15 protein-coding genes and 4 pseudogenes are annotated in these 23,796 nt (G+C 57.3%); 2 read left to right on the top strand and 17 right to left on the bottom strand.

The features are described 5' to 3' along the window. Positions 1-2: 2 nt before the first annotated feature. The 14 genes and pseudogenes from hisB to TKWG_RS25705 form a co-directional block, all read right to left on the bottom strand. The gene (hisB, locus tag TKWG_RS02560; RefSeq protein WP_014749320.1) at positions 3-590 is read right to left on the bottom strand and encodes an imidazoleglycerol-phosphate dehydratase HisB; all 588 of its coding nucleotides are present in this window, start codon (positions 588-590) and stop codon (positions 3-5) included. Between the two features lie 9 nt (positions 591-599). Continuing rightward, positions 600-1,909 (bottom strand): annotated as a pseudogene (gene hisD, locus TKWG_RS02555) (histidinol dehydrogenase). Between the two features lie 9 nt (positions 1,910-1,918). Then, the gene (gene hisG / locus TKWG_RS02550; protein ID WP_014749318.1) at positions 1,919-2,587 is read right to left on the bottom strand and encodes an ATP phosphoribosyltransferase; all 669 of its coding nucleotides are present in this window, start codon (positions 2,585-2,587) and stop codon (positions 1,919-1,921) included. Between the two features lie 5 nt (positions 2,588-2,592). Next, positions 2,593-3,849, bottom strand: coding sequence for a UDP-N-acetylglucosamine 1-carboxyvinyltransferase (gene murA / locus TKWG_RS02545; RefSeq protein WP_014749317.1), 1,257 nt, complete (start codon positions 3,847-3,849; stop codon positions 2,593-2,595). Further along, positions 3,842-4,084, bottom strand: a complete 243-nt coding sequence (locus TKWG_RS02540) for a BolA family protein (protein WP_014749316.1) — start codon at positions 4,082-4,084, stop codon at positions 3,842-3,844. The genes murA and TKWG_RS02540 overlap by 8 nt, the downstream gene beginning before the upstream one ends. Before the next feature lie 2 nt (positions 4,085-4,086). Continuing rightward, positions 4,087-4,872: an ABC transporter permease gene (locus TKWG_RS02535; protein ID WP_014749315.1), complete on the bottom strand. Its 786-nt coding sequence runs from the start codon at positions 4,870-4,872 to the stop codon at positions 4,087-4,089. Further along, complete coding sequence (locus tag TKWG_RS02530; RefSeq protein ID WP_014749314.1) at positions 4,869-5,669, bottom strand: ABC transporter ATP-binding protein; 801 nt, start codon at positions 5,667-5,669, stop codon at positions 4,869-4,871. The genes TKWG_RS02535 and TKWG_RS02530 overlap by 4 nt, the downstream gene beginning before the upstream one ends. A 67-nt stretch (positions 5,670-5,736) precedes the next feature. Continuing rightward, complete coding sequence (locus TKWG_RS02525) at positions 5,737-6,345, bottom strand: MlaC/ttg2D family ABC transporter substrate-binding protein (RefSeq protein ID WP_014749313.1); 609 nt, start codon at positions 6,343-6,345, stop codon at positions 5,737-5,739. Positions 6,346-6,669: 324 nt separating this feature from the next. Then, positions 6,670-7,523: pseudogene (locus tag TKWG_RS22230) on the bottom strand (MlaA family lipoprotein). A 102-nt stretch (positions 7,524-7,625) separates the two neighbouring features. Next, the gene (gene mlaD / locus TKWG_RS02510; protein WP_014749309.1) at positions 7,626-8,171 is read right to left on the bottom strand and encodes an outer membrane lipid asymmetry maintenance protein MlaD; all 546 of its coding nucleotides are present in this window, start codon (positions 8,169-8,171) and stop codon (positions 7,626-7,628) included. A 40-nt stretch (positions 8,172-8,211) separates the two neighbouring features. Continuing rightward, a complete protein-coding gene (gene mlaE, locus TKWG_RS02505; RefSeq protein ID WP_081489199.1) occupies positions 8,212-8,994 on the bottom strand; it encodes a lipid asymmetry maintenance ABC transporter permease subunit MlaE in 783 nt (260 codons plus the stop codon). Next, positions 8,909-9,826, bottom strand: a complete 918-nt coding sequence (locus TKWG_RS02500; protein WP_014749307.1) for an ABC transporter ATP-binding protein — start codon at positions 9,824-9,826, stop codon at positions 8,909-8,911. Before TKWG_RS02500 ends, mlaE begins: the two co-directional genes overlap by 86 nt. Positions 9,827-10,011: 185 nt before the next feature. Continuing rightward, the gene (locus TKWG_RS02495) at positions 10,012-11,478 is read right to left on the bottom strand and encodes a glutamate synthase subunit beta (protein WP_014749306.1); all 1,467 of its coding nucleotides are present in this window, start codon (positions 11,476-11,478) and stop codon (positions 10,012-10,014) included. Positions 11,479-11,491: 13 nt separating this feature from the next. Continuing rightward, positions 11,492-16,141, bottom strand: a pseudogene (locus tag TKWG_RS25705) (glutamate synthase-related protein). 419 nt (positions 16,142-16,560) lie between these two features. On the opposite strand from TKWG_RS25705, the gene dbpA reads away from it, so the two are divergent. Next, positions 16,561-17,934: an ATP-dependent RNA helicase DbpA gene (dbpA, locus tag TKWG_RS02485; protein WP_171815107.1), complete on the top strand. Its 1,374-nt coding sequence runs from the start codon at positions 16,561-16,563 to the stop codon at positions 17,932-17,934. A 31-nt stretch (positions 17,935-17,965) separates the two neighbouring features. On the opposite strand, the gene glpK is transcribed toward dbpA, so the two are convergent. The 3 genes and pseudogenes from glpK to TKWG_RS02470 form a co-directional block, all read right to left on the bottom strand. Further along, entirely contained in the window at positions 17,966-19,450 is a 1,485-nt protein-coding gene (gene glpK, locus TKWG_RS02480; RefSeq protein ID WP_014749304.1) for a glycerol kinase GlpK, read from the bottom strand. A gap of 63 nt (positions 19,451-19,513) precedes the next feature. Beyond that, positions 19,514-21,410, bottom strand: a pseudogene (locus TKWG_RS02475) (LTA synthase family protein). A 203-nt stretch (positions 21,411-21,613) separates the two neighbouring features. After that, on the bottom strand, positions 21,614-22,330 hold the full coding sequence (locus TKWG_RS02470) for a hypothetical protein (protein WP_014749303.1): 717 nt from the start codon (positions 22,328-22,330) through the stop codon (positions 21,614-21,616). A 180-nt stretch (positions 22,331-22,510) separates the two neighbouring features. Between TKWG_RS02470 and fghA the strand changes: the two genes are divergently transcribed. Beyond that, positions 22,511-23,362, top strand: a complete 852-nt coding sequence (gene fghA / locus TKWG_RS02465) for an S-formylglutathione hydrolase (protein WP_014749302.1) — start codon at positions 22,511-22,513, stop codon at positions 23,360-23,362. Positions 23,363-23,796: the final 434 nt, after the last annotated feature.

Raw genomic sequence — 23,796 nt, 5'->3', positions numbered from 1 at the left:
CATTACAGCACGCCTTTGGTCGAGGGAATCACGCCTTCGCTGCGCGCATCTGGCGTGAGCGCCATGCGCAGCGCCCGTCCGAATGCCTTGAACACGGTTTCGGCCTGATGATGCGAATTGGTACCGCGCAAGTTGTCGATATGCATGGTCACCAGCGCATGATTGACAAAGCCCTGGAAAAACTCACGCATCAGATCAACGTCAAAACGCCCGACATGCGAGCGGGTAAAGGGAATGTGGTACTCGAGGCCCGGACGGCCGGAAAAATCAATGACCACGCGCGACAGGGCTTCATCCAGCGGCACATAGGAATGACCGTAGCGGGTAAGTCCCTTTTTGTCGCCGACTGCCTTGGCCACGGCCTGGCCCAGCGTGATGCCGACGTCTTCCACTGTGTGGTGATCGTCGATATGCACATCGCCTTCGCATTTGATATCAAGATCAATGAGGCCATGACGCGCAATCTGGTCGATCATATGATCAAGAAAAGGCACGCCGGTATCAATGGACTGTTTGCCTGTGCCATCCAGGTTCAGTGAAACCGCGATGCGGGTTTCATTGGTATTTCGGGTAATGTCAGCGGTTCGCATAACTTATCATCAGGTAGTAGTGTTCAGGCGGTAGCGCGCGCTCTGCGCGTGCGCAGCGAGGCCTTCGCCATCGGCCAGTTCAGCGGCAATCGCCCCTAGTGTAATCGCTCCTGCCTCGGACACCTGGATAATACTGCTGCGTTTCTGAAAATCATAGACGCCCAGCGGCGAGGAAAAGCGGGCGGTACGCGCTGTGGGCAGCACGTGGTTGGGTCCGGCGCAATAGTCTCCCAGCGCTTCGGACGAAAAACGGCCAAGAAAAATCGCACCAGCATGGCGAATTTTCTCGGCAAGCGCTGGCGCATTTTCGGTGGAAATTTCAAGATGCTCGGGTGCAATTTCATTTGCAATAGAAACTGCCTCATCAAGGTCTTGCACCAGAATCAATGCGCCTCGATCAGACAGGCTTTTGGCCAGGATCTGGGCACGCGGCATGGTGGGCAGCAGGCGTTCGATCGCCTCCTGCACTTGTTCCAGGAAACCGGCATCGGGACACAGCAAAATGGCCTGGGCCAGTTCATCATGCTCGGCCTGGGAAAACAGATCCATGGCGATCCAGTCTGCCGGCGTGGTGCCGTCACAGATAATCAGAATCTCGCTGGGGCCGGCGACCATATCAATGCCTACCGTACCGAATACCCGGCGCTTGGCTGCGGCCACATAGGCGTTGCCAGGGCCGACAATTTTATCCACGGCGGCAATGCTGTCGGTGCCATAAGCCAGCGCTCCTACCGCCTGGGCACCGCCGATGGCAACCACGCGATCAACGCCAGCCACGGCGGCAGCGGCCAGTACCAGCGGATTACGCGAGCCGTCGGGCGTGGGTGTAACCATGATCACTTCGCCCACCCCGGCCACCTTGGCCGGAATGGCGTTCATCAGCACCGAAGAGGGATAGGCCGCCTTGCCGCCGGGCACGTAGAGCCCGACGCGGTCCATGGGGGTAATTTTTTGACCCAGCACCGTACCGTCTGCTTCCTGATACTGCCAGGATTCGGCTTTCTGCCGATCATGATACATGCGCACACGTTGCGCTGCCTGCTCCAGCGCCTGACGACTTGCGGGCGCAAGCGCATCCAGCGCAGCCTGCACTCTGCCTGCGAAATCTCCAGATCGGCCATTGCAGTAACCGGCAAACGGTCGAATTTGGCCGTGTATTGCAGCACGGCTGCATCACCGCGCTGCCGGACGTCCTGCAGAATGCCGGCAACGGCCTGTTCGATATGGGCGTCTTCGCTGGCTTCAAAAGCCAGCAGCTGGCGTAGCTTACCCGCGAACCCGTCGGCACGGGAGTCCAGTCGATTGATTACAGGTTTCATAGCTTCGGATTATCCCTGCGAGGGCGTTGCGTGTTCAAAGGCATCCAGTATGGGCTGCAAAACCGCGGCGCGGGTCTTGAGTGCCGCCTGATTGACGATCAGCCGTGAAGACACGGGCATGACATCTTCGACGGCGACCAGGCCATTGGCGCGCAGGGTGCCACCAGTGGAGACAACATCGACAATGGCATCGGCCAGTCCGACCAGCGGCGCCAGTTCCATGGAGCCGTATAACTTAATAATATCAACATACACGCCCTTGCGGGCAAAATGCTCGCGCGCCACGTTAACGTACTTGGTGGCCACGCGCAGGCGCGCGCCCTGGCGCACTGCGGCGTCGTAGTCAAAGCCGTCGCGCACCGCAACGGCCAGGCGACAGCGTGCGATATTCAGGTCGATAGGCTGATACAGGCCGCCCGGATGTTCTTTGCTGTATTCGTACAGCACATCTTTACCGGCGATGCCGAAATCGGCCGCACCATATTGCACGTAAGTAGGCACATCAGAGGCGCGCACAATCAAAATCCGCAGATCATCGCGACTGGTAGGCAGTATCAGCTTGCGTGACTGGTCGGGATGCTCGGTCACGACGATGCCTGCCTGCTCAAGCAGCGGCAGCGTTTCTTCAAAGATACGCCCTTTGGACAGGGCCATGGTCAGTTGGGGATTCTGTGTCATGAGTATCAACTCCGCAGTCGCTGGATGTCGGCACCCACCGCCTGCAGCTTGTCTTCCATTTTTTCGTAACCGCGATCCAGATGATAGATGCGATCAATGATGGTTTCACCAGTTGCCGCCAGGCCGGCAATGACCAGACTGGCTGAGGCCCGCAGATCGGTCGCCATGACCTGGGCACCCATGAGCTGCTGCACGCCGTTGATGACCGCGGTGTGGCCATCCAGTTCGATATCAGCGCCCATGCGTATCAGTTCGGGTACGTGCATGTAACGGTTTTCGAATATGTTTTCGACAACAAAGGCTGTTCCCGCTGCCACCGTATTGAGCGCCAGCAACTGGGCCTGCATGTCTGTCGGAAACCCCGGATACTCACGCGTCCGAAAGCCCACGGCTTTGGGCCGTGCCTGCATTGATGCGCGAATCCAGTCTGCGCCTGTTTCAATGGTCAGGCCGGCGTCGATGAGCTTGTCCAGCGTGGCGCCCATGGTATCGGGCGCGGCATTGCGCAACATGATGTCGCCACCGGTTGCGCCGACTGCGCACAGAAAAGAACCCGCTTCGATACGATCGGGCACCACGGTATAGTCTGTGCCGTGCAGGCGCTCAACGCCGTCAATGACGATCCGGTCGGTGCCATGTCCTGAAATGCGCGCGCCCATGGAGATCAGCATTTCGGCCAGATCCACTACTTCCGGTTCGCGTGCGGCATTTTCCAGCACCGTCTGGCCTTCGGCCAGTGCCGCAGCCATCAGAAACTGTTCGGTCCCCCCTACTGTCACCATATCGGTCACAATGGATGCACCCTTCAGGCGCGTGGCGCTTGCCACGACGAACCCGTATTCCACGGCAATGTCGGCGCCCAGCGCCGTCAGGCCCTTGATATGCTGATCTACCGGACGCTGGCCGATAGAGCACCCCCCGGGCAAACTGACCTTGGCCTGCCCAAACCGCGTCAGCAGCGGCCCAAGAACCAGTATAGAGGCGCGCATGGTTTTCACCAGCTCGTACGAGGCCTCCAGATTGGTGATCTGGTCAGCCTGCAAATGCACAATACCGCCGGCTTCCTGGGTAATTTTAACGCCCAGGTCGGCCAGCAGACGCACCGTGGTGCTGATGTCATTGAGCTGCGGCACATTGCGCAACGTCACGGGTTCGGCCGTGAGCAGCGCGGCGCACAGGATGGGCAATGCCGCATTCTTGGCGCCAGAAATGCTGATTTCGCCGTTCAGGCGTCGCCCGCCGACAATTTTGAGTTTATCCATGCTTGCGGTACTCTTCGGGGGTCAACGTTTTCATTGAAAGCGCGTGAATTTCTGCTTTCATTCTTTCGCCCAGCGCTGCGTACACCGCCTGGTGCCGCGCAATGGGTCGTTTTCCTTCAAAAACAGTACTGACGATCAGCGCTTCGAAGTGCGAGCCGTCGCCGCGCACTTCAATGTGCTCACAGGGCAGATGCGATTCGATATATTGCTGAATCTGTTCGGGGGTAGGTAACATAGTCATGTCCGGAGTTTATATCCCTGGGCAAGCAAACGCAGGGCGTAGGCAGAGAGCAACACAAAAAAGGCCGCCACCACGGCAACGCTGTGCCATGGTGAGACATCCGATACTTCGAAAAAGCCGTAACGGAATCCGTCAATCATATAGAAAACCGGATTCCAGTGCGACACCGCCTGCCAGAATGGGGGCAGTGAGTGGATAGAATAAAACACACCCGACAAAAAAGTAGCGGGCATGATCAGAAAATTCTGGAACGCTGCCAGCTGGTCGAATTTTTCCGACCACAGCCCCGCGATAATGCCCAGCACGGCCAGAATGCAACAGGAGAGCACCGCAAACACCAGCACCCACAAGATGCTGGCGGGCCATATGGGCACGAAGAATGAAGCCATGATCCAGATGCCCAGGCCAACCACCAGGCCGCGCAGGACTGCCGCGATCACATAGGCGGAGAAAAATTCGTAATGGGACAGCGGCGGCAGCAGCACAAATACCAGATTACCGGTAATCCGGCTCTGAATGAGCGAAGACGACGGGTTGGCAAAGGCGTTTTGCAGCATGCTCATCATCATGAGCCCGGGAATCAGGAAGGCCGTATAGGGAACCGAATCGTACATCCGGACCCGGTCCTCCAGCACATGGGCAAAGACCAGCAGGTACAGCATGGCCGTCATGACCGGGGCGGCAACGGTCTGGAACGCGACTTTCCAGAAACGCAGCAGTTCTTTGTAGAGCAGGGTCGGAAAACCCGAACCGAATTTGATGTCTTTCTGCAGCGGATTCATGATGCGATCTCCTCCTGCAGGCCGTTATGCATGATGTGTACAAACGCCTCTTCAAGATCCCGGCCGCCCACCCGTGCCATAAGTGCCTGTGTGGTGTCCAGGGCAACAATTTGCCCGCGCTTCAGAAGTGCAATGCGGTTGCACAGGGCTTCGGCCTCTTCCAGATAGTGCGTGGTAAGCATGATGGTGTGGCCGCTTTTATTCAGGCGCACGATAAAGTCCCACAAGCTGCGGCGCAGATCCACGTCTACGCCTGCGGTGGGCTCATCCAGGATGATGACGGGCGGACGGTGCACCAGCGCCTGGGCCACCAGCACGCGCCGCTTCATGCCGCCGGAGAGCGCGCGCATATTGGCATCGGCCTTGTCGGTCAGGCCCAGGTTATGCAAAATTTCGTCGATCCAGTCGTCGTTACGGTGAATGCCGAAATAACCCGATTGCAAACGCAGGGTTTCGCGCACCGTGAAAAACGGATCGTACACCAGCTCCTGCGGCACCACACCCAGCGAGCGACGGGCCTGTTTGTACTGCGCAGCGACATCAAAGCCACAGATGCTGGCGCTGCCTGCGGTGGGGTGGGACAAGCCCGCCAGCAGGGAAATGAGCGTGGTTTTGCCGGCGCCATTGGGGCCCAGCAAGCCAAAAAACTCACCCTCTTCAACAGTGAAACTCACATTATCGAGCGCACGAAACGGCGCGCGCGCTGGGTCAGCCCGGGACGGCAGAAAACGCCGCCAACCTGCGTTGCGGACGCTGTTATAGACTTTGGAAAGATGTTGTACTTGGACGGCGGACATGAATATAAAAAAATGCTTGCTTCACCAATGAAGCAAGCATTTGATTATAGCCCAAACGCCCGTGGAATCAGCGATTGAGTGCTTTGATCAGACCATCAATGCCGCCCTGCGAGATCTGGCCGGCAAACTGATTGCGGTAATTCTGGATCAGCCAGATGTTTTCCACGTTCAGATCATAGATTTTCCAGCCGCTGCCGGCCTTTTCCAGGCGATAATCCACCGAAATAGGTCCCTGGCCCGCTGTAATGGTAGAACGCACGACCACATCGCTGGCATTGGCGTCACCACGGAACGGTTGCATGGTAATGGTCGTGCTTGGCGTCACATTGCGAAAAGCGCCACTATAGGTACGCAGCAATGTCTGCTTAAAGCCATTGACCAGCGCCGAACGCTGTTGCGGGGTGGCCTGGCGCCACGGCTGACCCACCGCCAGACGGGTGGTCTTCTCCATATTGATGTGCGGCATGAGGTACTGCGTCACAATACCGTTGATGGCGCTTACATCGCCGCTTTTGGCCGCTTCATTCTGGTTCACGGCCTGCAAGGTGTTATTGGCGATCTGTTCGACGAATTGATTCGGATCCTGGGCAGCCACAGCGGCCTGCATGGCGCCTGCCGAAAGGAACCCGGCGATCATGGCGGCCTGGGTGGTCCTGAGAATACCTGCGAATTTCATACGTGATCTCCTTTCTGATCTGTGACGTGACAGTCCGGACTGGCCGGTACCTGCCCAATTGACTCATTGTATTTCCGAGGATACATGGGAAATGTCAGCAAGAGTAAAAGAACCTGCCGAATGAAACAGCCTGAAAGGAATGGGGCGACAATCCCGTTTCAGGCTGTTGTATTCATGCGCGCAGTTACTTGCCTTCCGGATCCGTATAGACGGGAACCGATGGGTCTGCATTGGCGGGGCCACTTGCTGGCGCTCCTGCAGGTTTTTGTCGAACTGCGGCTGCCGGCTGGGAAGCCGGCCTGGATGCACTTTGGGCCGCATCCGCTACCGGGCGGCCTCCGGATCATCGTACACCGGCAAATTGGGATTGGCAGCAGCGCCGGTGGCACCCGCGCTACCCGCTTCAGGGTCATCGTATGACGGCAGGTTGCCGCTACCGCCCTTGTTCTGCCCGTCAGGCTGATCCAGCACGACCGGACCCAGTTTCTGATTAAGTAATGCCTGGCGACGTTGCAAATACGCATCACGCAGGAAGCTGTATCGATCCAGCGCGACATCATTCATGAGATCGCTGGCATTGAGCAGATTGGCGCGGGAGTTGACAATACTGATGCCCCAGACCGTGTTGCGCACCGGCACATCACTGATGGCGCCAGGCGAAGCATAGACTGCGGCGCCGCCGACGCCGTCGCCCACCGTACCGGCGGTATCGCGGAACGTTGATGGGCCCAGCAACGGCAGCACAAAATAAGGCCCTGGCCTATGCCCCAGACGCCGAGAGTGGTACCAAAATCGTTCTGGATACGCGGCGCGCCTTTCATGGAGGCAACGTCAATACACCCGCCCAACCCCATGGTGGAGTTAAACAGCACCCTGCCGAAGGTATTGACCGAATCAAGGCCACGCCCCTGCAAAAAGCTGTTCACCCCCGACCAGATATCGCCGAAGTTGTTGAAAATGTTGGTAACGCAGGTGCGCACCGGGCTTGGCACCACCGCCTGGTAGCCCTTGGCCACAGGTGTGAGCAAATTGCGGTCAACCGCATCATTGAACGCGAACATGTTGCGGTTATAGCCTTCCAGCGGATCACCGGGCGTCGGATTTTTGACCGAAGCACAACCGGCGAGCACCACCAGCGCGGAACCCAGACCAACCAGGCGTATTTGAGTTTGTTTCATAGGAGACTCGTTATTTTATGTCGACAGGCCCGTTCCGGACGGTGATTTACCACTCGGACTGCACCGCCTTGCGTTAACCTAAATATACCAGTATTTGAGCAGTTATTGCACAGGCGCCGGCGCAGAGGCAGGTGGCGTCAGCGCTGGTGCATTTTGCTGCTGGCCCGCATCACCACTTCCCGACGCGCTGGAGCCTTCCGATTCGGCCTTGGAAAACAGGAACTTGCTGATCAGCTCTTCAAGCACCACCGCACTCTGCGTATAGATAATTTCACTGTTGTCTGTCAGGTTCTTCTCTTCGGCGCCAGGCGTCAGACCCACATACTGTTCGCCCAGCAACCCCGAGGTCATGATGGACGCCGAACTGTCTTCAGGAAACTGATAGTCGGCCTCTATATCCATACCTACAACTGCCTTGAACACTTTATTGTCAAAGTAGATGCTGCTGACCCGGCCAACCACCACGCCATTGCTTTTGACCGGAGAACGCACTTTGAGCGCGCCGATATTCTCGAACTTACCGGTGACATGATAGGTTTGCCCGATAGAAAAGGTTCTGAGGTTGCCTGCCTGCAGCATCATGAACACCGCAGCCAGAATACCCAGCAATACGAACAACCCGACCAGAAAATCTGTTTTCTTACTCATTTGAATTTAACCTTTTTCGTGTGCACGTCACAAAACGCGACTAACCACCGAACATCACTGCAGTGAGCAGGAAATCGAGCGCAAGCACCAGCAGCGAACTGACCACCACCGTGCGCGTCGTGGCGCGCGCCACGCCTTCCGGCGTAGGCCGCGACATCCAGCCCTCATAGACTGAAACCAGCATGACCGCCAGACCGAACACTACGCTTTTGATGAAACCTGCCAGAATATCGTCCCGAATATCGACAGCGCTTTGCATTTGCGACCAGAATGAACCGCCATCTACGCCAATGAGCACCACCGCAACCAACCAGCCGCCAATAATACCCACAGCCGAGAAGATCAGGGCGAGAATCGGCATGGCAATTACCCCGCCCCAAAAACGCGGCACCACAATGCGTCGCAACGGATTGATGCCCATCACTTCAATGGCTGCGATCTGCTCCCCAGCCTTCATCAGGCCGATTTCCGCTGTAATGGAGGTGCCGGCCCTGCCAGCAAACAGCAGCGCGGTCACGACAGGCCCCAGCTCACGCACCAGCCAAGGGCGACCATGACACCCAGCGCTTCTTCCGAACCATATCGGGTGAGCGTGTAATACCCCTGCAGTCTCCAGCACAAAGCCCACAAACAGGCCAGATACCGCGATGATGATCAGCGAATAGTTGCCGATAAAATGAATTTGCTCAATTACCAGTCTGGGGCGCTTGAACACCACCCCGCTACGGGCCAGGATGTCAAGAAAAAACCGGAAGCAGATGCCCAGCGTAAGGATGGGTCGCGTAATACGTGATCCCAGCGCGGTAATAAAATTGACGATCATTTGACACCCTCGCGATGACGGCTGAGCCAGCGATCAAAATCATCTGAGGGGGATACTCAAACACCACCGGTCCGCTGGAGGCGCCTTTGAGAAACTGCCGCGCCAGCGAATTGTCAGACTGGCGCACTTCGTCTGGCGTGCCCGATACCACCAGGCTGCCGTCGCCAACCATGTAAACCTGGTCGGCGATCAGGAACGATTCTTCCAGATCGTGCGTAATGAGCACGGTGGCGCAGCCAAGTTTGTCGGTCAGGCTGCGGATCAGGCGGGCTGTCATGCCAAGCGAAATCGGATCCAGCCCGGCAAAGGGTTCATCAAACAGAATAATCTCGGGCTCCAGCACAATGGCCCGGGCCAGCGCCACACGGCGCGCCATGCCGCCCGAAATCTCGGAAACACTCAAATGCGCGGCACGCTTGAGCCCCACCTGGTCAAGTTTGTCCAGCACCTTGTCCAGGATAACGGCTTCACTGTCCTTGCTCAGTTCGCGCAAGGGGAAAGCCACGTTGCCAAACACGCTCAGATCTGTAAACAAGGCTCCCTGCTGGAACAACACGCCCATGCGGCGGCGCACGGCGCCCAATTGCTGGGGCGTCATGCGATTGACGTCGTGGTCGAAGACCGTTACGGCCCCTTTCTGGGCGCGAATCTGGCCGGTTGCCGCACGCAACAAGGTGGTCTTACCGGAACCGGAACCACCAATAAGTGCAACCACTTCGCCTTTGTATACTTCGAGATTCAGATCCCGCAAAATGACGCGTGTATCGTAACCAAGGGTGACGTCCGCAAACCGGATAACCGGCGGGGAGGAGTGACGTGACTCTGCTGTCATCAAAGAAATTTCTTGAAAAAGAGATCCTATTGTATCTGTTTAACGGGAGTTGGTAAAAACAAAACGCAAAAATGCGCAAGTGCCTGTTCAACGTAAAAACAGGCACTTGCGCAAGCGCAAACCAAATGGCCGGGGTTATTGTGTAATGCAGCGTAACAATTGCCTCACACTACCCGACGGGAAAATTAACGTGGCAGCAGCGAGGTGCCCATCAGGAATTCATCTACTGCGCGAGCACACTGACGACCTTCGCGGATGGCCCAGACCACCAGCGACTGACCGCGTCGCATATCGCCCGCCGCGAATACTTTGTCCCGGGAGCTGCGATAGTTGTCAACATTGGCTTTCACATTACCACGCTGATCTTTGTCCACCCCGAATGCATCCAGCACGGCAGCAACAGGCGAAACAAAGCCCATGGCCAGAAAGACCAGATCCGCTTTCAGCTCAAATTCCGACCCTTCGATTTCCTGCATTTTCATCTGGCCGGTGGCCTCGTCCTTGACCCACTCCACCCGTGTGCATACCAGTTTTTTGAGCTTGCCCTTGTCTCCTTTGAAGCATTTGGTGGTGATGGCCCAGTCGCGCTCACACCCTTCGAGATGCGAAGACGAGGTGCGCAGCTTGGCAGGCCAGTAGGGCCAGGTCAGCGCCTTGTTTTCGTGCTCCGGCGGCCGGGGCATCAGCTCGATTTGCGTGACCGATGCTGCACCCTGGCGATTGCTTGTACCCACACAGTCCGAACCAGTATCGCCGCCTCCTATCACAATCACGTGCTTGCCGGCAGCCGAGATCTGATTGGCGATACGGTCGCCCGCGTTGCGTTTGTTCTGCTGCCGCAGAAAATCCATGGCGAAATGAACACCACTGAGCTCACGTCCCGGCACTGGCAGATCGCGCGGCATTTCGGCGCCGCCAGCCATGATAACAGCGTCAAACTGCTGGTCCAGTTCGGCGGTCGTGATCACGTTCAGGCCGTCTTCGGTGGCATCGCCGGCAGCGCCCACGTAAGTAGACGCCTGGAACTCAACGCCTTCGGCTTCCATTTGGGATACGCGACGCTCGATCAGGCTTTTGTCCAGTTTGAAGTCGGGAATACCGTAGCGCATCAGCCCGCCAATGCGATTGCTTTTTTCAAAGACCGTTACGCTGTGCCCCGCACGTCCCAGTTGCTGCGCAGCAGCCAGCCCTGCAGGACCGGAACCGACCACGGCAACCTTTTTGCCGGTTTTCTTCAACGGCGGCTGCGGCACAACCCAGCCTTCGCTCCAGCCCTTGTCGATAATGGCATGCTCAATGGACTTGATGCCAACCGGGTCATTGTTGATATTGAGCGTACAGGCCTCTTCGCAGGGCGCCGGGCAGATGCGGCCTGTAAACTCGGGAAAGTTGTTGGTCGAATGCAGGACCTCAAGCGCCTGTTTCCATTGCTGGCGGTACACCAGATCATTCCAGTCGGGAATAATATTGTTGACAGGACAGCCGGTATTGCAAAACGGAATGCCGCAATCCATGCAGCGTGCGCCCTGCACCTGCGCCTGCTTGTCGTCCAGCGCCAGGACAAACTCTTTATAGTGTTTCAGGCGCGTACCGGGCGCCTCGTACGATTCGGCAACCCGCTCAAATTCAATAAAACCGGTAATTTTACCCATGATAGATCTTTCCTTAAGCTGCTTTGCGGGCGGTTTGTTCTGACTGCCAGATTTCTGCCAGTGCACGTTTGTAGTCGGTCGGCATGACCTTGACGAATTGCTTGCGGGCCTTGTCCCAGTCGCCCAGCAAATCGCGCGCACGGAAACTGCCGGTCAGGCGGAAATGATTTTCCACCAGCGTGCGCAGGATTGATTCGTCGGTCTGGCGTTCCTGTCCTCGCTGGACACAATGCCAGCCGTCCTGGCGGTTTTCCTTGAGCTGATCGTCGTGTGCCGCGACCACGCCCAGTTCGACCATTGCCATATTGCAACGCGACTTGAGCTCGCCTTCAGGATCCCATACATAGGCCACGCCGCCAGACATACCGGCTGCAAAGTTGCGGCCTGTTTCGCCCAGCACCACGACTGTACCGCCGGTCATGTATTCGCAACCGTGATCACCAGTGCCTTCCACGACCGTGGCGGCGCCGGAGTTGCGCACGGCAAATCGCTCGCCGACCACGCCATTGAAATAGGCGTCGCCGGCCAGCGCGCCATAAAGCAAGGTATTGCCCGCAATGATGTGATCCGGTCCATAGCCACGGAAGTCATTGGGTGAGCGCACGATAATGCGACCCCCCGAAAGCCCCTTACCCACGTAGTCATTGCCTTCACCAACCAGGTCAAAAGTAATGCCATGCGCCAGGAATGCGCCAAAACTCTGGCCTGCCGTGCCGTTCAACTGAATGTGAATCGTATCGTCGGGCAGCCCTTCATGGCCATATTTGCGGGCAACCGCGCCCGACAGCATGGAGCCGACCGTCCGATTGCGGTTGCGTATAGGTACAATGAATGACACTTTTTCACCGCGTTCGAGCGCTGCCTTGCTGCGCTCAAGTAGTTGAATATCCAGCGCCTTGTCCAGCCCGTGGTCCTGCTCTTCGGTGTGCCGCACAGAAGTGTCCACATCAGGCTGATGAAAGACATTGCTGAAGTCCAGCCCACGCGCTTTCCAGTGTTCAATGCCGGCACGCGTATCGAGCAGGTCTGCGCGACCGATAAGCTCGTCGAACTTGCGGATGCCCAGTTGCGCCATAATTTCACGGACTTCTTCGGCAATGAAGAAGAAGAAGTTAACCACGTGCTCGGGCTTGCCTGGAATTTTTTGCGCAACACAGGATCCTGCGTTGCCACGCCGACCGGGCAGGTATTCAAATGGCATTTGCGCATCATGATACAGCCTTCGACCACCAGCGGCGCTGTCGCAAAGCCGAATTCATCAGCCCCCAGCAACGCGCCAATAACCACGTCGCGGCCTGTTTTCATCTGACCATCTGCCTGCACGCGTACGCGACTGCGCAGCTTGTTCAGCACCAGCGTTTGCTGGGTTTCCGACAGACCCAGTTCCCACGAGGTACCGGCGTGCTTGATAGAGGAGATAGGCGAGGCCCCTGTGCCACCATCATGTCCGGCAATCACAATGTGATCGGACTTGGCTTTGGCAACACCCGCGGCGACCGTTCCTACCCCCACCTCGGACACCAGTTTGGTGGAAATGGAAGCCGTTGGATTGACGTTTTTCAAATCATGAATCAATTGCGCCAGATCTTCGATAGAGTAAATATCGTGATGCGGCGGCGGGGAGATCAGGCCGACGCCAGGCACGGAGTAACGCAACTTGGCAATGTACTCGGACACTTTATGTCCGGGCAACTGGCCGCCCTCGCCAGGCTTGGCGCCTTGCGCCATTTTGATCTGGATCTGATCGGCGCTGGACAGATACTCTGCGCTCACGCCGAAACGGCCCGATGCAACCTGCTTGATTTTCGAACGCAAGGAATCGCCTTCCTGCAGCGGCACATCGGCTTCAATACGATCGGTGCCCAGCACCGAGGCCAGCGTATCGCCTTTTTTGATGCCGCTGGCACCCGTGCGCAATTCATTGCGGTAACGCAGTTCGTCTTCGCCACCCTCGCCGGTATTGGATTTACCGCCTATGCGGTTCATTGCGACGGCCAGCACCGAGTGCGCTTCAGTAGAGATCGACCCCAGCGACATGGCGCCGGTAGCAAAGCGTTTGACGATTTCCTTGGCGGGCTCCACTTCTTCGAGCGCAATGGCCTTGGCCGGATCGACGCGAAATTCGAACAGCCCGCGGAAAGTCATATGACGACGCGACTGATCATTGATCAACTGGGCGTATTCCTTGTAGGTGCGATAGTTGTTGGCACGGGTGGAATGCTGCAGCTTGGCAATCGAATCGGGCGTCCACATGTGGTCTTCACCACGCACGCGATATTCATACTCGCCGCCGGCGTCCAGCGCATTTTTCAGGACAGGATCTTCGCTGTAGGCCGCCTGATGCAGACGCAAAGCTTCTTCGGCGACCTGGAAAATACCGATCCCTTCGATTTTGCTGGGTGTGCCGGAAAAATACTTCTCGACCAGCGCCGATTGCAGACCGACTGCCTCGAAAATCTGCGCGCCGGTATATGACATATAGGTGGATATGCCCATTTTGGACATGACCTTGTTCAGGCCTTTACCTACGGCTTTCACATAGTTCTTGACTGCCTTTTCAGGCTCCGGAAAACCAGCCAGGTTTCCATGACCAGATTCGGATAAATCGCTTCGGCGCCAAACCCGCCGAGCAGCGCAAAGTGATGCACTTCACGCGCCGAGCCGGTTTCAACGACCAGCCCGGTCGCGGTACGCAGACCCTCGCGAATCAAATGCTGATGCACAGCCGAGGTAGCCAGCAAGGCCGGGATGGCCACGCGCTCACCGTCCATATTGCGATCGGACAGAATCAGGATGTTAAGCCCGCTGCGAACCGCATCGGCAGCACTGGCACACAATGCGGCAACACAGGCCTCGATACCTTCGCTGCCCCAGCTTGCCGGATAGGTGATATCCAGCTCGGCGCTGCGGAATTTGTTGTCGGTGTATTTTTCAATATCGCGCAACACCAGCATGCCAGCAAAGTCCAGAATGGGCTGGGACACTTCAATCCGCTGCGGCGGATTGACGTTATTGATATCCAGCAGATTGGGCTTGGGACCGATGAAGGACACCAGTGACATCACCAATTGCTCACGAATCGGGTCGATAGGCGGATTGGTCACCTGCGCAAACAGTTGCCGGAAATAGTTGTAGAACGATTTGGGGCGGGACGACAGCACCGCCAGCGGGGTGTCGTTACCCATGGAGCCGATGGCCTCTTCGCCGTTTTTGGCCATGGGCTGGATAATGAACTTGAGATCTTCCTGGTTCCAGCCAAAGGCCTGCTGGCGGTCCAGCAGCGCGGCCGGCGAACTGACCGCCTGCGGGTGATTTTTCTCATGCACCAGAATGTCGTCGAGCTTGACGCGCAGGCGCTTGATCCACTGGCCATAGGGGCGGTTATTGGACAATTGTGATTTGATTTCATCATCGCCAATGATGCGGCCCTGCTCCAGATCGATCAGCAGCATGCGCCCGGGCTGCAGGCGCCATTTCTTGATAATGCGGTTTTCCGGAACGGTCAGCGTACCAGCCTCGGAAGCCAGGATGACCATATCATCATCGGTAATCAGATAGCGGGCGGGACGCAGGCCGTTACGGTCCAGGGTGGCGCCAATCTGGCGGCCATCGGTGAACGCCACTGCCGCCGGGCCATCCCAGGGTTCCATCTTGGCCGCGTTGTACTCGTAGAATGCACGACGGTTCTCGTCCATCGTGGCGTGCTGCTCCCAGGCTTCGGGGATCATCATCATCATGGCATGCGACAGCGAATAACCGGACGTGACCAGCAGTTCCAGACAGTTGTCAAACGTGGCTGTATCAGACTGCCCTTCATATACGATTGGATAGAGCTTTTTCAGGTCATCGCCCAGCACGGCCGATTCCATCATGCCTTCACGGGCACGCAGCCAGTTGAAGTTACCCTTGACGGTATTGATCTCGCCGTTATGCGCGATCATGCGATAGGGGTGGGCCAGCGGCCATGCGGGGAAAGTATTGGTGGAAAACCGCTGGTGCACCAGTGCCAGCGCTGACACAGCGCGGGTATCGGCCAGGTCGCGATAGTAGATGCCAACCTGATTGGCCAGCAGAAGCCCTTTGTAGACGACAGTGCGCACCGATGCCGACGGCACAAAATACTCCTGACCATGGGCCAGGCGCATATTTTGAATCGCGTGGCTGGCAGTCTTGCGGATAACGTAAAGCTTGCGCTCCAGCGCGTCGGGCACCATCACGTCCGGGCCGCGGCCGATAAAGAGCTGGCGGATCAGCGGCTCGCAATCGCGCACCGTGGGTGACATTTCCATGTCATGATCAATCGGAACATCACGCCAGCCAAGCAAGACCTGGCCTTCGTCGCGCACGGCGCGTTCCAGTTCTTTCTCACAGGCCAGACGGGAAGCCGTTTCCTTGGGCAGGAACACCATGCTACACCATATTCGCCCTCGGCAGGCAGGGTCACGCCCTGCTTGGCCATTTCCTCGCGATACAGCGTATCGGGGATCTGAATCAGAATCCCGGCGCCGTCGCCCATAAGCTTATCGGCGCCCACGGCACCCCGGTGATCCAGATTTTCAAGAATCTTCAGACCTTGCTGAATAATGGCATGGCTTTTGCGGCCCTTGATATTGGCTACAAAGCCGACACCACAGGCGTCGTGTTCGTTGGCCGGATCGTACATGCCCTGAGCTTTGGGCTGACGATGGGGGCGATGGCCGATGGCAGAGGCGTCGATAACCGACACCTGACCGTCGAAAGAAGATGAATGAACTGACATAGGAAAACTCCGCAGAGTGCTGCGTAAAAAAAAGCGCCGCGATTGAACCAGGATACTGTTGATTCTTGGACTTCTTGAACGCTATCGTGCAGCGCAATAAGTGACAAGAAAGAATACTGCGATTACCCAGACGTGGCAAGAAAAATAATTAGGGACGCACCCTAATATAACACGCACTATTTTGGTTCATATTTAATTAGGGACAGATCAATAATTATGACGGTTTCAGGTACAATAAGTCTTCGATTTCATTGCGCTTTTCCTATCGCGCTCATTTTTTATCAAGGCTGCATTGTTTGCGCCTTCGTCACCATCAGGCCATCATGTCTTTTTCCACCCTTCCCCTTTCCGACGCCCAGCAGAAAAACCTGGCCGAACTCGGCTTTCAAACGATGACGCCGATCCAGTCCGCCAGCCTGCCGGCCGTCCTGGAAGGCCGCGATGTGCTGGCCCAGGCAAAAACCGGGAGTGGCAAGACACTGGCCTTCGCACTGGGTCTGCTGCAGCGCCTGAACCCCGCCTATTTCGGTTGCCAGGCGCTGGTCCTGTGCCCGACCCGGGAACTGGCCGAGCAGGTTGCACAGGAAGTGCGCAAGCTGGCACGGGCGCTGGGCAATATCAAAGTACTTGCACTATATGGGGGCACCGCACTGAAACCGCAGGCAGAATCGCTCCAGCATGGTGCACATATTGTGGTCGGCACGCCCGGCCGAGTGTTGGATTTGGTCGACCGCGATGTCCTGAATTTGTCTGCCGTCAAGGTGCTGGTGCTGGATGAAGCCGATCGCATGATCGATATGGGTTTTTACGAAGACATCAGCGCGATCACCCAGGCCTGCCCGCTAAAACGCCAGAACTTGCTGTTCTCGGCCACCTTTCCGCCTGCTATTCTCAAAGCCAGCGAGGGGTTCCTGATGAATCCGGTGCACGTGCGCACCGACGACAAGCCCGATCATCCAGATACCGATTCCTGGTTCGTGGCTACGGAAGACGCCGACCGGTTCGAGACCACTGCCACACTGCTCAATGCCTATCGTCCCGTGTCTACGCTGGCCTTTTGCAACACCAAGGCCCAATGCGAGGCGCTGACCGATTCCCTGCTGGAGCGCGGTATCGAAGCGCGTACCCTGCACGGCGATATGGACCAGCGCGATCGCGAAGATGTGCTGGTCGATTTTATCGGGCAAAGCTGCTCGGTGCTGGTGGCGACCGACGTGGCAGCCAGGGGTCTGGATATTGCCACGCTTGACGCGGTAATTAATGTCGATATGTCGCCCAACGCAGAAACCCATATTCATCGCGTGGGGCGCACTGGCCGGGTCGCCGGCCGAGGCGGGCTGGCGCTCACCTTGTGCACGCCCAAAGAGAAATTTCGCGCCGAACGCATCGAACAGGCGCTGGGCAAGCCGCTGGCCTGGCTGGACATGAATACGCTTAAACGCGCGCGCGGCGCCTTCACGCCCCCGATGCGCACGATCTGCATCCGTGGCGGCAAGAAGGACAAACTGCGCCCAGGCGATCTGCTGGGGGCACTTACCAAAGATCTGGGTCTGCAGGCCGATCAGGTCGGTAAAATCAGCCTTTTTGATTTTGTCGCCTTCGTGGCAATTGACCGCAGCATTGCCGAAGATACGCTGCAGCGCCTGAGCCAGCGTCCCATCAAGGGCCGCTCATTCCAGATGCGCTTTCTGAGCTGAACCGCGGCAGCGCCGGCTGGGGCACCAGTCATCAGGTGCCGCAAATCGTTTGCGCAACCGCCTTTTCCCACTGCTGCATGCACGCCTGCGCCTGGTCGCGGCTCATGGCCGGCTCAAAGGTTTTATCGATACGCCACAGCTGTTCAATCTGCTCAACGTCTGACCAAATGCCACTTTGCAGGCCCGCCAGATACGCAGCGCCCAACGCAGTTGTTTCCACCACTTGCGGACGTAACACCGGGATGCCCAGCAGATCGGCCTGAAACTGCATCAGCGCATCGTTGACGCTGGCGCCGCCATCCACCCGTAGTTGCTCCAGCCCCACGCCGTCACGCGCCATGGCCGACAGCAGTGCGGCACTCTGATAGGCAATGCTCTCGACCGCAGCACGGGCGATGTGCGCAGCAGTCGTGGCGCGATTGATGCCGACCAGCGTTCCGCGGGCGTCGGCCTTCCAATATGGCGCACCCAGGCCGGTAAAGGCAGGGACGAACATAACGCCTCCCGTATCGGGTACCGACTGGGCCAGCGCCTGCACATCCCGGCTTCTTTTAATAATCCCAAGCCCGTCACGCAGCCACTGCACGGCCGCGCCGGCCACAAAAACGCTGCCTTCCAGCGCGAACTCCGGCTGTTGCTGGCCATATTGCGCAACCCGAGTCGTAAGCAGTCCATTTTCAGAAGCGGTAAAGCGCGTGCCGGTGTGCAACAGGGCAAAACAACCGGTACCATAGGTATTTTTAGCCATTCCGGCCCGCGTGCACGCCTGGCCAAAAAGCGCACTATGCTGATCGCCCGCCACACCACAAATAGGCAGCGCATAACCCAGCAGGTCGGCAGGGATATCGCCATAGTGGGCGCTGGAGGGCATTACCTGCGGCAGAAGACTGGGGGGAATCTGGAATAGATCCAGCAACTGAGAATCCCACTGTCCCGTATGCACATTGAACAGCATGGTGCGCGACGCATTGGTCACATCGGTGGCGTGTACCTTGCCCCCGGTCAGTTGCCAGATCAGCCAACTGTCGATAGTGCCGAATAGCAGTTCGCCTTTGTCGGCACGCGCCCTGGCCTGCGGCAGATGCTCCAGCATCCAGGCCAGCTTGGTCGCAGAAAAGTACGCATCCAGGCGCAGGCCGGTTTTCTCCAGAATCATGGGTTCGTGCCCCTGATCGCGCAGCTGGCGGCATAACGGTTCGCCCCGGCGATCCTGCCACACAATTGCCGGCCCCAGGGGCTGGCCTGTAGCACGATCCCACAGCACCGATGTCTCGCGTTGGTTGGTAATGCCCACGGCACGCACCCTGGCAATGTCTACCGCGCTCTGGTGTAACACCTTTTGCATGGTAACCAGCTGAGTACGCCAGATTTCAAGCGCATCGTGCTCAACCCAGCCCGACTGGGGATAATGCTGCGTAAACTCCTGCTGGGCAAGGCCCACAATTTGCCCGTTGCGATCAAATAAAATGCTGCGGGAACTGGACGTTCCCTGATCTAGCGCCAGCAGATAATCCATGGTTGGCTCTCCGGAAATGAGATCAGGCTGGCGCACCCTGACACGAATGCGTGATGCCTGCAATCAACGTTGTTTCGGCACAGTATAGCTTTTATCCCGGTAAACACTGAAGGGCCACAGCGCATGGGCGCGTGCCAGCCTCACCAGCGCATCATCGCACGCCATGGGCTCAAACGACTCGGGCGCCATATAGCGAAACTGCCGCGGATCCAGATGCGGCTCCAGTACGGTCAGGCGATCGCCTTGCAGGTAACCGTAACGGTCACCATATTGCATGATGGCGCGATCCGGCGTCTGCCGGGTCAAGTCCTGGCCTATCATGGGGTGTTCGCAGGCGGCGCCGGCCAGCGACAACAAGGTAGGCGCCAGATCAATCTGGCTTATGAGACGATCGTCGCGTCGCGGCGTGATCGTGCCGCCCAGAATGACGGCGGGGATATGAAAATGCTTCAGGGGGATCAGCTCGGCGCCGAACACGCGCGAATCATGATCGGCCACCACTACAAACACGGTATTGTCCCAGTAGTCCCGCGTTTTCGCAGTTTCAAAAAACTGTCCCAGGGCATGATCAGCATAACGAACGGTATTGTCCACCGTTGCCGGGTTGCCGTTGGTCTGGATGCGACCTTCGGGATACTCCCAAGGCGAATGATTGCTCACGCTGAAGGCCAGCGTCAGTACGGGTTCCTTGCGCGAGGCGTCTTCCTGCAACAGGCGATCCAGCTGATTGAACATATCCTCATCGCAATAGCCCCAGGTGCCCAGGAACGCCGGATCCTTGAACTGCGGCCCGTCAATCACCTCGCGAAAGCCGTTGCCCAGGAAGAAGCCCTTCATATTGTCAAAATGGGCTTCACCACCATACAGGAAACGGGAATGATAGCCATGCTGCTGCCCCAGCACGTCGGCGATCGTAAAAAAGCCGCTTTGCGCCCCCGGCAGCTTGAATACCGATTGGGTGATGGTGGGTGGAAAACCCGCGGAAAGCGCCTCCAGCCCGCGTACGGAGCGGGTGCCGGTTGCATAGGCACGGGTAAAGCCCCAGCCCTGTTCATACAGGGCATCCAGATTGGGCGTAAGCGACTGCCCGCCCAGGGTCTGCACATATTGCGCCCCCAGGCTTTCTTCGACAATCAATACGATATTAAGCGGACGCGCGCTGCTGACCGATACCGCCTGCCGATGCCGGGTTGCGGTGCCCGCCGCCGAATCAGCAGCCAGAGGGATGCCGGCCGCCTCGCACACGATCCGGTTCATCTGCTCGGCCGGCATCTTGCCATAAACGTCTTCGGCCGACATCTCATATTTCATTGCATAGATAGCGTACTGCAGGCTATACATGGAGTTCAGCGCCAGGCTGTTGACCATGCCATCGCCGGCAAATGCCACGGTAGACGGATTGATGGGGCGTTTTTTGAGTGTGCCGCGAATCATGAGAAAGCATAGCGCCGCATAGACCAGCGATTCAATGGGTCTGAGCCACCAGGGCCCAGCGGGGTAGACGTATAGCCTGAGAACAGATACAGCGCCAGCGCAATCATGCCGGCAAAAACCAGCAACCCCAGCGCCAGCACTTTCTTGTACCCGCGCCACAGCATCCCGGACACCTCTTTGGGGTGTTTCAGATACTCAACGAACAAACGGTTCGGACGCGAATCGTACTCATCAATGAACTGCGGTGTGCAGATTTCCATAAATACGCAACCCAGCACCATATGCCAAACCAGACGGCGGTCACGGTCACGAACCACTGGCGGTCCTCCAGCCAGGGCATCAGCACCGCAGGCAACGCCGCGTAGGTTGCGATCTGGTTCATGTCCATGCGCAACCCGCCCAGAAACACGCGCCCCATGCCGTGGGCTGCCTGAACACGCCTGCGCTGCCATAGCACTAATAAAACACGACTAGCAAAAAACACAAGAAACAGCGCCAGGACAAACGTAAGCAGTTGATATCGCAAAATAATTCCAGAATCGGCAGGGAACAGTGGAGTATACGCAACTCTACTGGGCCGAGTGTAAAATTTTTGTAAAACCCTGACCGTTTGCTACGATGTTTTCGTGAATTTTTGCGCGTGCATACCTTGCGGAACATGCCCTGTAAACACATATGCGGCATGGTCTAAGGATGGCCCGACCATGACCGCAACGAAACGCTTCTGGTTTAGTGTTCCAGCGGCTCGCCCTGCTCCTGAACCGGCCGGATGCGCGGACGCCCTCGCCGGCCCTGCATCGGACGTCGGCTGGCGACCGAACAAAGCTGGCTGATGAATCCCGGCGAACCCAGTGCCCATTGCCCGTGCAAGGCCTGTGCAATCTGTTGCAATTGACCTGACGAGAGTCCGTCGGTATAGCGGTATTTGTATGCCGCCTGCCGGTCAAACGGCGTGTTGCCGGAAGACCAGTAATCAGCGTGGTCATTCAGGGCCGGGCAAGAGCCCATAAACGCCCCAGTATGAAAACCAGCCGAAGACCACGGCCACAACTCGCTGTCGCTGGCGCCCTTTTCCCGGGCGACCCATGATTCGAGCCAGATCATTGAAGGGATGACCCATGCACCGGGCTCGACCAGCGTGGAACGATAGCGTCCGCTGAAAACAGGACCGCTGCGCAGCGTTGTCGCCAGATTGCGGCCCAGCATCTGGATCAGGCGCGACAGGGATTTTTCATTATCGGGCGTTGCCAGCAACAGGATACCGTCGTCAGTAAGAGTCCAGGCATGCAGCATGACGCCATGCCGGTCAAGCCCATCGAAAAGCCATTTCTGCAGCGTGTCCAGAATGCGGCTGCCTGCCGGGGCGCGCGTGGCAAGCGGAAACAGAAACCGGGCGTGAACCAGTTGCGGGATGCCGGGGGCGTAAAGCCGGGGTAAACGGGCCATGGAATGTACTGTACACTGAAAGCGAAGCCGTCATGGCCACGAGAACCGGCAGAGCGTTGGGTTACCGGCGGTTTTTTTCCTATATTGTAACTATTATTGAAACAATGCTATGGTAGAACATAGCTGTAAATTTGGCAAAAAACCGACAACAATCATCATATCAGGAGCAGGGGCCTACCCATGAGCGACAAACTCGAACTTTTAAGTGAACATTACTGTTTTGATGGCACGCAGCGCTTTTATCGCCATAACTCGCGCGAAATCGGGCTGCCCATGCAGTTTTCAGTCTACATCCCACCCCAGGCAGCACGCGGACCGGTGCCTGCCCTTATTTATCTGGCAGGTCTGACATGTACCGAAGAAACGTTCATGACCAAGGCCGGCGCGCAACGCATGGCCGCAGAGTTGGGTTTGCTGCTGGTGGCACCGGACACCAGCCCGCGGGGCGCCAATGTGCCGGGCGAAGATGACGGCTGGGATTTTGGCACCGGCGCCGGGTTTTATCTGGACGCCACCGAACCCGGCTGGAAGGACAAGTACAAAATGTACAGCTACGTGACCAAAGAATTACTGGAATTTATTCCGGAGTTCGGTGGCGACCAAAGCCGTACAGGTATTTTCGGGCACTCCATGGGCGGCCACGGCGCGCTGACCATTGCCCTGAAAAACCCGGAACTGTTCCGCTCGGTGTCTGCGTTCGCGCCCATCAGCGCCCCCATGAACTGCCCGTGGGGCGAAAAAGCCTTCAACGGCTATCTGGGACTGGATCGCTCAAGCTGGGAAAACTATGATGCCAGCAAGCTGATGGAAAAAGCCAAAACGCCGTTCCCGGACGGAATCCTGGTCGATCAGGGCCTGGCCGACAAGTTCCTGGCCGATGGCCAGCTATTGCCGGAATTGCTTGAGGCAGCCTGCGCCAAGGCAGAGCAGCCACTGACGCTGCGCCGCCACGAGCATTACGACCACGGTTATTATTTCATTTCCACATTCATGGAAGATCATCTGCGCTTTCATGCCGAGCGCCTCAAGTAAGGGCTTGAGTTGATCCGGCAACCGGCAGACCCGCTGCGGTCCCGCCCGGTTGCTGCCCCGTCTTTCCCGTGTTGCGCAATACAACGCAGTAAACCGCCAAAGCAGGGAACGATTTGGCGCGACGGCAGTCTTATTAAGAGCAGAACGTTCGATCTCTCTGGAGAGAACGTTGCTCAAGCAAAATAAAGCAGAACAGTAAAACAGCATATTCACAAGCCAACGCATCAGCAGGAAAAAGAAATCTGAACCGAGATTTGCCGCTACGAAACAGGTTTTTGTTACCAATTTTTGCGTATTTTCAAGGGCTGACGTTCGCTGCCCTGATCGCAAATCAGGCCATCGGGTGCGCATTCCGGACAGCCGGTGCTGCAGTGAACACTGCAGCCAAATAACCATTTGAAACGGAACTTTTTAGCTTATACCCACTCAATATT

The sequence above is a fragment of the Advenella kashmirensis WT001 genome (genome assembly GCF_000219915.2).
In the GTDB taxonomy this organism is placed as follows: domain Bacteria; phylum Pseudomonadota; class Gammaproteobacteria; order Burkholderiales; family Burkholderiaceae_B; genus Advenella; species Advenella kashmirensis.
The sequence above is the reverse complement of the archived record's forward strand: the minus strand, read 5'-3'. Positions and strand labels throughout refer to the sequence as shown.

Excerpts from the sequence above, each read along its gene's own strand:
- hisB (WP_014749320.1), bottom strand. The coding sequence starts at position 590 with ATGCGAACCGCTGACATTACCCGAAATACCAATGAAACCCGCATCGCG.
- hisG (WP_014749318.1), bottom strand. The coding sequence starts at position 2,587 with ATGACACAGAATCCCCAACTGACCATGGCCCTGTCCAAAGGGCGTATC.
- murA (WP_014749317.1), bottom strand. The coding sequence starts at position 3,849 with ATGGATAAACTCAAAATTGTCGGCGGGCGACGCCTGAACGGCGAAATC.
- TKWG_RS02540 (WP_014749316.1), bottom strand. The coding sequence starts at position 4,084 with ATGTTACCTACCCCCGAACAGATTCAGCAATATATCGAATCGCATCTG.
- TKWG_RS02535 (WP_014749315.1), bottom strand. The coding sequence starts at position 4,872 with ATGAATCCGCTGCAGAAAGACATCAAATTCGGTTCGGGTTTTCCGACC.
- TKWG_RS02530 (WP_014749314.1), bottom strand. The coding sequence starts at position 5,669 with ATGTCCGCCGTCCAAGTACAACATCTTTCCAAAGTCTATAACAGCGTC.
- TKWG_RS02525 (WP_014749313.1), bottom strand. The coding sequence starts at position 6,345 with ATGAAATTCGCAGGTATTCTCAGGACCACCCAGGCCGCCATGATCGCC.
- mlaD (WP_014749309.1), bottom strand. The coding sequence starts at position 8,171 with ATGAGTAAGAAAACAGATTTTCTGGTCGGGTTGTTCGTATTGCTGGGT.
- mlaE (WP_081489199.1), bottom strand. The coding sequence starts at position 8,994 with ATGATCGTCAATTTTATTACCGCGCTGGGATCACGTATTACGCGACCC.
- TKWG_RS02500 (WP_014749307.1), bottom strand. The coding sequence starts at position 9,826 with ATGACAGCAGAGTCACGTCACTCCTCCCCGCCGGTTATCCGGTTTGCG.
- TKWG_RS02495 (WP_014749306.1), bottom strand. The coding sequence starts at position 11,478 with ATGGGTAAAATTACCGGTTTTATTGAATTTGAGCGGGTTGCCGAATCG.
- dbpA (WP_171815107.1), top strand. The coding sequence starts at position 16,561 with ATGTCTTTTTCCACCCTTCCCCTTTCCGACGCCCAGCAGAAAAACCTG.
- glpK (WP_014749304.1), bottom strand. The coding sequence starts at position 19,450 with ATGGATTATCTGCTGGCGCTAGATCAGGGAACGTCCAGTTCCCGCAGC.
- TKWG_RS02470 (WP_014749303.1), bottom strand. The coding sequence starts at position 22,330 with ATGGCCCGTTTACCCCGGCTTTACGCCCCCGGCATCCCGCAACTGGTT.
- fghA (WP_014749302.1), top strand. The coding sequence starts at position 22,511 with ATGAGCGACAAACTCGAACTTTTAAGTGAACATTACTGTTTTGATGGC.